This is a genomic window from Kribbella jiaozuonensis (assembly GCF_005233875.1).
In the GTDB taxonomy this organism is placed as follows: domain Bacteria; phylum Actinomycetota; class Actinomycetes; order Propionibacteriales; family Kribbellaceae; genus Kribbella; species Kribbella jiaozuonensis.
The window spans coordinates 618,508-628,637 of the sequence record NZ_SZPZ01000006.1 but is presented as its reverse complement, the minus strand read 5'-3'; the positions used below and the strand labels follow the sequence as shown (position 1 = coordinate 628,637).

The window sequence follows — 10,130 nt, the reverse complement described above, 5'->3', positions numbered from 1 at the left end:
CAACGACTCCACTCCACCCTCGGCTACCGCACCCCACACGAAGCCCTCACCAACCACCAAACCCCCACCGCCGCCTAACCAACAACCCCAACCAACCGTCCACAATCCTTGACACAGCCCACCCCGGCTTATCGCCCGGAACATCCTTTCCCGCCATCGCGGGAGCGGTCGGCCACCGCCGGAGTTGGGCGCCGCCGCACTGAGTGAACTAGCCGCGATGGATTCCCGCTCCGATATCACCCTCGTGTCCCGCCAAGGTATACGGAGCTTGATCCGTCCGACACATCGCACATTCGCCTTCATGGGATGCGCGACAAAGACGGTATCCACATCCACTGCTTCGTCGTCGATGCATGAGGGTACTAGCGATCGCGGTACATATATCGGGGCTTCCACCGAAGTGACCCCTCCACCGGCCTCTCTGCATCTAGAAGGTGCGTGAGCGACTGGGGCCCGTCATTTCTGCTCGTCCGGGCGATTCGCCGTCGGGCAGGGCACAAGATCGAACTTGGGAACGTCAAATACCAACTGCAGCACTGTCCGCCAGTCCCACGGCGTGAGTGCGGACGTAGCGTCACCAGGCTTGCCGTGAATCGTGTTTGCAAGTACAGGATGACACAATTCCCGTCTGGTATTTTCAGCTGGCAGCCGAATCAACTCCGGCGTCGAGCCGGCGGCGATGAGCAGAAGTTCACCAGAATCATTGCTGAGCACCTTTCCAGTGAAAGGCTGGGCCGTCGCGGGCGTCAGTCGCTCGTAGGGCATCCACGGACTGCCGACCAGCCAGAGCAAGGTTATTCCAGCGAGGATAAGGGCTTGCATCAGCCGCTTCAGTCCACCCTCCTTCGCGAATCGATTACCCTTGTCATCAAGTCTCTTCAACGCCATCGTCAGCCCCGAGTGGCCCGATGGCGTCCCAAGACTCTTATCTATCCTCTTATTCAAAGAATTGACCATGGTATTTATTGTCAGACTCATCAAGAACACCAGGAGCCCGCAAAGCAGAGCAACTACAAGATACGGCCAAGGAACCAGCGCGGCCGCCAAGACCATTACAACAAGGATGATGGAAGCAGCCCTCGACGAGACGCGCAGCCACGGCATTGCACTGTAGATGACCGGGTCGTTGTCAATGCGAGCCGACGCGGCGTAACCGAAGTACGAGGCAATGAGTAGGAGCCACAGGGTCGGGAGGGTGGCCAGAGCAGACCGAAGGAATATGCTGAGCGTATTCCCCGCTGACTCCAAGATTGACAGCGTGACCTGCATATCATATCCGGCGACCGAGGCTATCTGACACATCGCCAACACCGGAATTAATGCAGTGCCCAACAAACCTAGATGGTTGGACCATCGGAATGATTGGTCGGAATCCTCTTTCGCCGCAGCCCGGTTGCGTGCAGCATGACGAAGTCGCCTATTCATCAAGTATGGCCCCCCACACTGTCGATCCGAGCCACTCTGCCAGTCGACTCGCCGCGCCGTCTACTCGCATCGCTCGACCGAACGAGGTTTCTCTACGCCTTCAAGACCCGGTCCTCCAAGGCGCGTAAGCGCGTCGTCAGCCCACGGCAGGACGTGCGCTCACCAACGTCTCCGATCTATCGGCATGCCCCATGGCATGGGGCGGGCACAACGCTGACCGACAAGCCGGAAGCTATCGGGTGCGACGCCGGTACGGCCAGGGCTGAGGGTAGGTCGAACCTAACCTCAATGCCGACAACTCCCGCAGTTCAAGTTGCCGTCCTGGCACGATTCACGTGCGGCATGCACCTGTTGTGGCCTATGGTCGGGGTTTTGTCTGGCGCGAGATGGGGCGACTTCGTGAGGCCTGTTCGGATTGGGGTGCAGTTGGCGCCGCAGCGGGCGGATTACGTGGATATTCGTCGGGCGGCGGCGGAGGTTGAGGCGCTGGGGGCAGACGCGGTGTTTACCTGGGATCACTTCTTTCCGTTGGGGAAGGATGCTGGGGGCAAGCACTTTGAAGGGTGGACGGTGCTTGCGGGGGTGGCTGAGCAGACGGCTCGGGTGGGGCTTGGGGTGCTGGTTAGTTGTAACAGTTATCGGAACCCGGAGCTGCTGGCTGATATGGCTCGGACGGTTGATCACATCAGTGGTGGGCGGGTGATCCTTGGGGTCGGGGCTGGGTTCAAGGAGCGGGAGTTTGTTGAGTACGGGTATGAGTTTCCGGCGGCCGGGCGGCGGGTTGCGGAGCTGGGTGAGGCGTTGCCGAGGATCAAGAAGCGGCTGGGTGTGTTGAATCCGGCGCCGGTTGGGCGGATGCCGATTCTGATTGCTGGTGGGGGTGAGCAGAAGATGCTTCGGGTTGTCGCCGAGCATGCGGATATCTGGAACACCTTTGCGGAGGGTGAGGATCTGGTTCGCAAGCTTGGGTTGCTGAAGAAGTACTGCGGTGAGATCGGGCGTGATCCGGCGTCGATCGAGTACTCCGTGCATGTCGGGGGTGATCCGCGCGAGGTGGGGCCGCCGTTGCGGGAGCTTGGGGTCAGTCTGTTCACGACTTCTACCAGCGGACCGGACTACGACCTCGACACCGCCCGCCAGTGGATCGCCTGGCGGGACGAGCAGAACTCCTGACGGACCTCGCCGGGTGCGGCCCCGTCGGCGAGGTGCTGGATCGGCGGCCTTCCGGGCCTGCCGTCTGCCGGAAACTCGCGAGACCCCTCCCCCCGGCGCCCAGCACGGCAGCGATCGCCGGTGGGCCCGAGGCGCCGTCTGTGCTCGGTCGGGGTGTCTGCCGCTCGCGAGGCCCCTCCGCCCCGGCGCCCAGGACGGGAGCATTCGCCGGTGGGCCCGAGGCCCTCGCCTGTGCGCGATGGGTTACCAGCTAGCGGGCGATTTCGGCCTGGTAGCAGGTTAGGTGCCAGGTTGCTTGGGGTGGGGGTGTGCCGGTGGGGCGGGTGCAGTGGCCGGAGGCGAAGGTGATGGTTCGGGTGCCGGCTAGGTAGCACCAGGCGTCGTAGTCTTCGTCGTTGCCGTAGGCGTAGGAGAGGTAGTGCTTGACGGACTGCGAGCCCAGGAACGGTGTCTGTAGGCGGTGTTGTGCCTCGAGAGGGAGGTTGCCTAGGAAGCCGCGCATTTCCTCGGTCAGGTGTAGGTCCGGTGGCGGCGCGAGTGGCTCGGGGGTTCCGGCTCGGCCTGAGACGAGGGAGCGTAGGGCGCCGCGGGGTTTGGTGGGTTGTTGCTGTACGACGGCGTGCTTGAGGCTCGACGGTACGAACGCGTCGAGGCGCACGCTCTGGGTGCGCTGACCCTGCTGGTTGACCCGTGGCGTCGTGACCGCCAAGCCGTTCGGGCCGAGGACGACGGCGTACGGGCGGTCGCGTTCTCGTTTGTGGCGGTCGGCCCACCAGTCGATCTTCGGGCCTACCTTGCGCTCCAGGTACGCCTTCACGTCGTCGGAGATCTCGCTCCAGTAGTGGAACCGATCCGGGGCCGGGATGAAGTTGAGGTTCGTCGCCTCGTGGGCGCCGGGCGTCTGGGGTTTGGCGGTCGAGCGTTCGACACCGCCGGCCTCCCGACGCGTGGCGGGGCGTCCGCGGGACTGCTCGGGCAGATTCCCGCTGGTCATCTGAACACCCGTTTCGGAGGCATGCCGGGAGCTTCCAACACCTGCACCACCCTGGTCAACCTCACTCCCCCTGCTCTGTGGATAACCCGGCGAGAGTCTTCGCGCGGGTCAGGACGGCGTCGAGCATGGGTTCGGTGAGTTTGCCGGTGAAGGTGTTCTGCTGGCTGGGGTGGAAGCAGCCGAGGACGGTGATTTCGCCTTGTGGGATTGGGATCTGGTGTTCGACGGCGTGGCCGAACTTGGGGCGCGGTCGCGGGATCGTTGCTCCCAGCGCGGCGAGGCCGTTGAGCAGGGCGTCGTACCCGAACTTGCCGAGGCAGACGATGGCTCGGGTGGTGGCGAGGGACAGTTCCAGCTCGCGGCGGAACCACGGGGCGCAGTGGTCGCGTTCGTCGGGTGTGGGTTTGTTGGCGGGTGGAGCGCAGCGGACGGCGGCGATCATGCGGGCGCCGGTCAGGCGAAGGCCGTCGCCGGCGTGTTCGCTGGTGGGCTGGTTGGCGAGGCCGACCCGGTACAGCGAGGCGAACAGCCAGTCGCCCGAGCGGTCGCCGGTGAAGACGCGGCCGGTGCGGTTGCCGCCGTTCGCCGCGGGGGCGAGGCCGGCGATCAGGATGCGTGGGGCCGGGTCTCCCCAGCCGGGGATCGGGCGGCCCCAGTACGGCTGGTCGGCGAAGGACTTTCGCTTGCCGATAGCAACGTCTTCCCGCCATTCCACCAGTCGCGGACAGGCGCGGCAGACCGACACCCGTGCTTCCAGTTCGTCCAGGTCATCGATCGCCGCGAGCTTCACAACCTCGGCGGCGTCACGCGCCACCGGAGTACGCCGTACAGCAGGATCCTCCGGCCACCCGGTCCCCGGCGGCACCGGGCTCTCGAACAACTGCCCCGTCCACGGGTGCGGAAGCTTCATCCCCTCAGACTAAAGACCTGAGCGTCATCGGAGTCGTCGCGTCCGCCACCGGCGGGGGTCGAGACCTTGCACGAGGGCTTGATCGCACCCCTCGTCGACGCGAGGCTTGCCTGTCCGAGGGGCTTGGGGGTACGCCGATGGTCGTGTTTCCGAAAGTGAACGCGGCCCACGCGAGGCATCCCGCGTGGGCCGGTCACGGCCGTTGATGAGCTAAGCGGCTAGCTCCTCGACGGGCTGTGGCTCGGTGGCTTCGACAGGGCGCGTACGACGAGGGCTCGGGATCGCGAGCGCCAGTACGACGGCTGCCGCGGCGAACGCGGCCAGCAGCAGGAACGTGTCGGTGAAGCCTGACTCGGCCGGGAGGCCCGACGGCTGCAGATGGCCGGTGATGATCGAGCTGGCCAGCGCCGTACCGATGGAGCCGCCGATCGTGCGGATGTTGGTGTTCATGCCGGTCGCCGCACCCGTCTGCTCACGCGGCACGTTCTGGACGATCAGGCTGGTCATCGACGCATAGGCGAGACCCAGCCCGACGCCGAACAGCGCCGTCGAGACCGCCACCTGCCACTGCTGGTCGTGGAACTCCGCGAAGATCAGCGCCGCGACCAGGCTCAGCGCCGAGCCGGAAACGACCTGCGCCTTCACGTTGAACCGGGGTGCAAGCGGACCGCTCAGAGAACCAGTGACCGCCATCGTCACCAGCATCGGCAGCATCAACAGCCCGGCCTGCGTCACGCTCGCCCCGAAGCCGAACCCGGCCGCCTTCGGGATCTGCAGGAACTGCGGCACGAACGCATACACCGCGAACATCGCCGCGCCGAACAGCAGCGCCACCAGGTTCGTCGTCCACACCGCCGGGCGGCGCATCATCCGCATGTCGATCAGCGGGTTCCGCGACCGCAGCTCAACGGTGATCCAACCAACGAGCAGTACGACGGCCCACGCGAACAGACCGACCGTACGGAACGAGCCCCAGCCCCATATGCGGCCGCTGCTCAACGGAAGCAGCAGCGCGATCAGCCAGCCGGACAGGAAGGCCGCAGCGAGCCAGTCGATCCGGCCTGCGACACGATTCGGCGACTCCGGGACATACCGGCGTACCAGCACAGACGACACGGTGACGACCGCCATCGGGATCCAGAACAGCCAGCGCCAGCCGAGCCATTCGACGATCGGGCCGGCCAGCACGATCCCCAGCCCACCGCCGGCGGCGATGATCGCGGAGACCACGCCGACCACGGACGGCACGCGCTCGGCCGGGAACTCGTCGCGGATGATCCCGAACGCCAGCGGGAAGACGGCGCCGCCGACGCCCTGGAAGACGCGGGCAGCGATCAGTACGCCGATGTTCGGCGCGAGGGCGGCGATCAGACAGCCGACGGCGAGCGCGCCGAGGGCGATGAACAGCGTGCGCTCCTTGCCGACCATGTCGCCGATCCGGCCGAGCAGAGGGGTCGCGACCGAGACGGACAGCAGCAGCGCGGTGAACACCCAGGTGACCGTGCTCGGGGTGGTGTGCAGGTCGTGCTGGATGACGGGCAGCGCCGGGCTCACCAGCGACTGCAACATCGAGAACGATGCGACGACCGTGGCGAGGACCGCCAAGGTCAGACGCGGGTTTCCAGACCTGATGACAGGCATGCAGAAGTCCTTCGAAAGGGGTGTGATCGCGCCGTACGACGGCGCGGGAATCCCCGGCCTGGTAAAGTCGAGGTGTGCCTCCACTATAATGGAGGGATGCCTCCGGTAACAACTGGCTAAGGTGATCGAATGGTGAGCGAGCAGAGCAGGCCGGCTTTGCAGGTCGACGTACGGCGGCCGCAGCGGGCGGACGCGCGGCGGAATTTCGACGCCCTGCTGGTCGCCGCCCGGGACGCGTTCGCCACCAAGGGCGTCGAGGCGTCGCTCGAGGACATCGCCCGCCAGGCCGGTGTCGGCATCGGCACGCTGTACCGCAACTTCCCGAACCGTCAGGACCTGCTCAACGCGGTGTACTTCGGCGAGATCGAGGAGCTGTGCATCGCCGCGGAGAAGGTGGCCGATCTACCGCCGTGGGACGCGCTGACGACGTGGCTGCACCGCTTCGTCGAGTACGCCGCGACCAAGCGCGCGATCTGGGAGTCCCTGAACCGCGAGACCGAGAGCTTCAAGGCGGCCCGGGCGGCGATGTACGCGGCCGGCACGCCGCTGTTCGAGCGCGCTCAGGAGGCCGGCGAGGCCCGCAAGGACGTCTCCTTCGACGACCTCCTCCGCATGGTCAGCGGCCTCACCGCCGCCGGCTTCGTCGACCAGGCCCAACGCGACCGGGTCCTCACCATCGCCCTCGACGGCGTCCGCGTCAGGTAAGCGAGAGCGCGACTCCGTCGAGGATGTCGTGCTCGGAGACTGTCAGGGCGTCTACGGGGAGGCGGTCGGTCAGGCGTTGGAGGATGAGGGCGCCCGCGCCGATGACGTCGACTCGGCCGGGGTGGATGGAGCGTACGGCGGACCGCTCGGCGCGCGTGGATGTCGTGAGCCAGCTGGTCGTTCGACGTACGTCGGCGGCCGTCAGGTGAGCGTGGTGGACGGCATTCCGGTCGTACTCCGGGAGCTCTAGCGCGACCGCGGCGACGGTGGTGGCAGTGCCAGCGACGGCGATCAGTGCACGGGTGTCGGCCAGCGGAACCGTGGTGCCGTCGAGGAGCGCGTCGATGTCCTTGGTGATCGCGGCCAGCTCGGCCGGGGACGTCGGGTCGGTGGCGATGTGGCGTTCGGTGAGGCGGACGGAGCCGATGTCGAGCGATTCGGCTGCCCGTACGCCGTTCTGGTCACCCAGGACGAGTTCGGTAGAGCCGCCACCGATATCGGCTACCAGGTACGGCGCGGGGAGGTCGAGGGACATGGTCGCGCCGCGGAAGCTGAGTTCGGCTTCTTCTTCACCGGAGATGATCTCGGGGCGTACGCCGAGACGCGCCTCGATGCCGGTGAGGAACTCGTCGCGGTTGCTGACATCGCGGGCCGCGGAGGTGGCGACGAAACGAATCCGGTCGACAGACTCGATGACAGCGGCGAAGTCGTCAGCTGCCTTGAAGACGCGCATGAGCGCTTCCGGGGCGAAGGCGCCGGTCGCGTCGACGCCCTGACCGAGGCGGACGATGGTCATCCGCCGGTCGACCTCGACCAACTGACCGTCGACCAGCTCCGCAATCAGCAACCGGATCGAGTTCGTGCCACAGTCGATCGCGGCAACCCGCTCAGACACACGGGCCTCGGCGGCCCCAGTCGTCCAGGGCTTCGAGCGCCTCGTCGCCGAGCGGGTTCACGCCGGGACCGGCGGCCAACGAGTGGCCGACCAGGACGTGCAGGCACTTCACCCGGGTCGGCATGCCGCCGGCGGTGATGCCTGCGATCTCCTCGACATGTTCGATCGACTCGCGGTGCGCGAGGTACGACTCGTGCGCGGCCCGGTAGCGCGCTGCCAGCTCCGGATCCTCGGCCAGGCGATCCGTCATCTCTTTCATCATCCCGGAGGCCTCGAGCGTCCCGATCGCGGACGCCAGCCGCGGGCAGGTCACGTAGTACGTCGTGGGGAACGGCGTACCGTCCGGCAAGCGCGGCTCGGTCTCGACCACGTCGGGGAGGCCGCAGCTGCACCGATGCGCGATCGAACGGATCCCTCGCGCCGTACGGCCGAGCTGTTTGCTGACTGCTTCTTGATCGGCAGGGCTGACACTCACCGGGTCACCTTAGGTGACGGCGTGATGATCGGCTTCGGGGTGGGTTTGGCCGGCGTCGGCGTCGCGGCGACCGGCGGTTTGCCGGCGCCCTCGACGCTCCCCCACAGCTTCGTGTACCAGGTCGGCTTCTGCGTGTCCGTCGCACCGTCCGAGGGCGTCGACGGCTCCGGCGGGGCGCCGACCGGCTTCCCGTCCGCGCCGATCACGCGGTACCCGACCTCACCCGGCATCACCCAGCCGAGCCGCTGCCGCGCCTGTGCCTTCACGTACGCGTCGTCGTCCCAGCGGGCGATCTCGTCGTTCAGCTCGCCGACCCGCTTCTCCCGGTCGCGGATCTCCTGCTGCAGCGCGCTGACCTGCTGGTGCTGGTCGAACCACACCCGCAGGCTCTGCGCGTACGACACGATCAACGCCCCGAGCACGAGCAGTACGACGGCCGCCCGGCCGGTCAGGTTGCGGGAGCCCCGGGTCCTTGCCGGATCGGCCTGGGTTCCCGCCGTACGGCGTTTGGGCTGGTCGCCCCGCCGGGCCGGTGGACGCGACTGGGTCCGGCTCGACGGACGCGAGCCGGGGCGTGCACCGGATTCCCGACGGGACGGCATACCTGAACCTCCGAAGGATCAGCCCTGGAAGCGCGGGAAGGCCGAGCGACCGGCGTACGTCGCCGCGTCGTCGAGCTCCTCCTCGATCCGGAGCAGCTGGTTGTACTTCGCGGTGCGGTCGGACCGGGCCGGGGCGCCGGACTTGATCTGGCCGCAGTTGGTCGCGACCGCGAGGTCGGCGATCGTGGTGTCCTCGGTCTCGCCGGAGCGGTGGCTCATCATGCAGCTGAAGCCGCTGCGGTGGGCCAGGTCGACGGCGTCCAGCGTCTCGCTCAGCGAGCCGATCTGGTTCACCTTGACCAGCAGGCTGTTCGCCGCCTTCTCGGTGATACCACGCTGCAGCCGCTCGACGTTGGTGACGAACAGGTCGTCGCCGACGATCTGGATCTTGTCGCCGAGCTGACCGGTCAGGCTCTTCCAGCCGTCCCAGTCCTCCTCGTTCAGCGGGTCCTCGATCGAGACGATCGGGTACGACGCGACCAGGTCGGCGTAGTAGGCGATCATCTCGTCGGCCGACTTCTTGCCGCCCTCGAACGCGTACACACCGTCGGTGTGGAACTCGCTCGCCGCGACGTCCATCGCCAGCGCGATGTCCTTGCCGAGCTGCAGACCGGCCTTCTCGATCGCGACCGCGATCAGGTCGAGGGCCTCACGGTTGCTGGCCAGGTTCGGCGCGAAGCCGCCCTCGTCGCCGAGACCGGTGGACAGGCCGCGCTCCTTCAGCACCGCCTTCAGCGCGTGGTAGACGGTGGCACCCTGCATCAGCGCCTCGCCGTACGTCGCGGCGCCGATCGGGGCGATCATGAACTCCTGGACGTCGACGTTGCTGTCCGCGTGCGCGCCGCCGTTCAGGATGTTCATCATCGGCACCGGCAGGACGTGCGCGTTCGGGCCGCCGACGTAGCGGAACAGCGGCAGGCCGGAGCTGTCCGCGGCCGCCTTCGCGACCGCCAGGCTGACGCCGAGGATGGCATTCGCGCCGAGCTTGGCCTTGTTCGGGGTGCCGTCCAGGTCGAGCAGGGCCTGGTCGATCAGCCGCTGCTCGTGGACGTCGTACCCGACGATCTCCTTGTCGATGTCCTCCAGGATCGCGGTGATCGCCTTCTGGACGCCCTTGCCGCCGTACCGCTCCTTGTCGCCGTCACGCAGCTCGACGGCCTCGAACTGGCCGGTGGACGCGCCCGACGGGACGGCCGCCCGGGCGACGGTGTCGTCGTCGAGCAGAACCTCGACCTCGACAGTGGGGTTGCCGCGCGAGTCGAGGATCTCGCGGGCGCCGACGGCCTCGATGGTGGCCACATTGACTCCCA

The 10,130-nt window shown here is 67.0% G+C and carries 10 protein-coding genes; 2 read left to right on the top strand and 8 right to left on the bottom strand.

What is annotated here, in order from left to right; translation table 11 throughout:
* Window positions 1-456 precede the first annotated feature (456 nt).
* Window positions 457-1,335 carry a hypothetical protein gene (locus FDA38_RS38465; protein WP_137259078.1) on the bottom strand — a complete coding sequence of 293 codons (879 nt, stop codon included), beginning with the start codon at window positions 1,333-1,335 and terminating at the stop codon, window positions 457-459.
* A gap of 510 nt (window positions 1,336-1,845) precedes the next feature.
* Between FDA38_RS38465 and FDA38_RS38460 the strand changes: the two genes are divergently transcribed.
* A complete protein-coding gene (locus FDA38_RS38460; protein ID WP_233715178.1) occupies window positions 1,846-2,598 on the top strand; it encodes an LLM class F420-dependent oxidoreductase in 753 nt (250 codons plus the stop codon).
* Between the two features lie 250 nt (window positions 2,599-2,848).
* On the opposite strand, the gene FDA38_RS38455 is transcribed toward FDA38_RS38460, so the two are convergent.
* The 3 genes from FDA38_RS38455 to FDA38_RS38445 form a co-directional block, all read right to left on the bottom strand.
* Complete coding sequence (locus FDA38_RS38455) at window positions 2,849-3,592, bottom strand: hypothetical protein (RefSeq protein ID WP_137259077.1); 744 nt, start codon at window positions 3,590-3,592, stop codon at window positions 2,849-2,851.
* Window positions 3,593-3,653: 61 nt separating this feature from the next.
* The gene (locus FDA38_RS38450; protein ID WP_137259076.1) at window positions 3,654-4,502 is read right to left on the bottom strand and encodes a uracil-DNA glycosylase; all 849 of its coding nucleotides are present in this window, start codon (window positions 4,500-4,502) and stop codon (window positions 3,654-3,656) included.
* A 210-nt stretch (window positions 4,503-4,712) separates the two neighbouring features.
* Window positions 4,713-6,143: an MFS transporter gene (locus tag FDA38_RS38445; protein ID WP_137259075.1), complete on the bottom strand. Its 1,431-nt coding sequence runs from the start codon at window positions 6,141-6,143 to the stop codon at window positions 4,713-4,715.
* Window positions 6,144-6,272: 129 nt separating this feature from the next.
* Here FDA38_RS38445 and FDA38_RS38440 point away from each other — a divergent pair, with 129 nt between their 5' ends.
* A complete protein-coding gene (locus tag FDA38_RS38440) occupies window positions 6,273-6,848 on the top strand; it encodes a TetR/AcrR family transcriptional regulator (protein WP_137259074.1) in 576 nt (191 codons plus the stop codon).
* On the opposite strand, the gene FDA38_RS38435 is transcribed toward FDA38_RS38440, so the two are convergent.
* The 4 genes from FDA38_RS38435 to eno are packed head-to-tail and all read right to left on the bottom strand — an operon-like array spanning window position 6,841 to window position 10,119.
* The gene (locus FDA38_RS38435) at window positions 6,841-7,743 is read right to left on the bottom strand and encodes a Ppx/GppA phosphatase family protein (protein WP_170990007.1); all 903 of its coding nucleotides are present in this window, start codon (window positions 7,741-7,743) and stop codon (window positions 6,841-6,843) included. The two genes, FDA38_RS38440 and FDA38_RS38435, sit on opposite strands and share 8 nt — an antisense overlap.
* Window positions 7,736-8,218 (bottom strand): DUF501 domain-containing protein, encoded by a 483-nt coding sequence (locus FDA38_RS38430; RefSeq protein ID WP_137259073.1) that lies wholly within the window; start codon window positions 8,216-8,218, stop codon window positions 7,736-7,738. Before FDA38_RS38430 ends, FDA38_RS38435 begins: the two co-directional genes overlap by 8 nt.
* A complete protein-coding gene (locus tag FDA38_RS38425; RefSeq protein WP_202878027.1) occupies window positions 8,215-8,820 on the bottom strand; it encodes an FtsB family cell division protein in 606 nt (201 codons plus the stop codon). Before FDA38_RS38425 ends, FDA38_RS38430 begins: the two co-directional genes overlap by 4 nt.
* Window positions 8,821-8,838: 18 nt before the next feature.
* Window positions 8,839-10,119 (bottom strand): phosphopyruvate hydratase, encoded by a 1,281-nt coding sequence (eno, locus tag FDA38_RS38420; protein ID WP_137259072.1) that lies wholly within the window; start codon window positions 10,117-10,119, stop codon window positions 8,839-8,841.
* Window positions 10,120-10,130 lie beyond the last annotated feature (11 nt).

Excerpts from the sequence above, each read along its gene's own strand:
- FDA38_RS38455 (WP_137259077.1), bottom strand. The coding sequence starts at position 3,592 with ATGACCAGCGGGAATCTGCCCGAGCAGTCCCGCGGACGCCCCGCCACG.
- FDA38_RS38450 (WP_137259076.1), bottom strand. The coding sequence starts at position 4,502 with ATGAAGCTTCCGCACCCGTGGACGGGGCAGTTGTTCGAGAGCCCGGTG.
- FDA38_RS38445 (WP_137259075.1), bottom strand. The coding sequence starts at position 6,143 with ATGCCTGTCATCAGGTCTGGAAACCCGCGTCTGACCTTGGCGGTCCTC.
- FDA38_RS38440 (WP_137259074.1), top strand. The coding sequence starts at position 6,273 with ATGGTGAGCGAGCAGAGCAGGCCGGCTTTGCAGGTCGACGTACGGCGG.
- FDA38_RS38425 (WP_202878027.1), bottom strand. The coding sequence starts at position 8,820 with ATGCCGTCCCGTCGGGAATCCGGTGCACGCCCCGGCTCGCGTCCGTCG.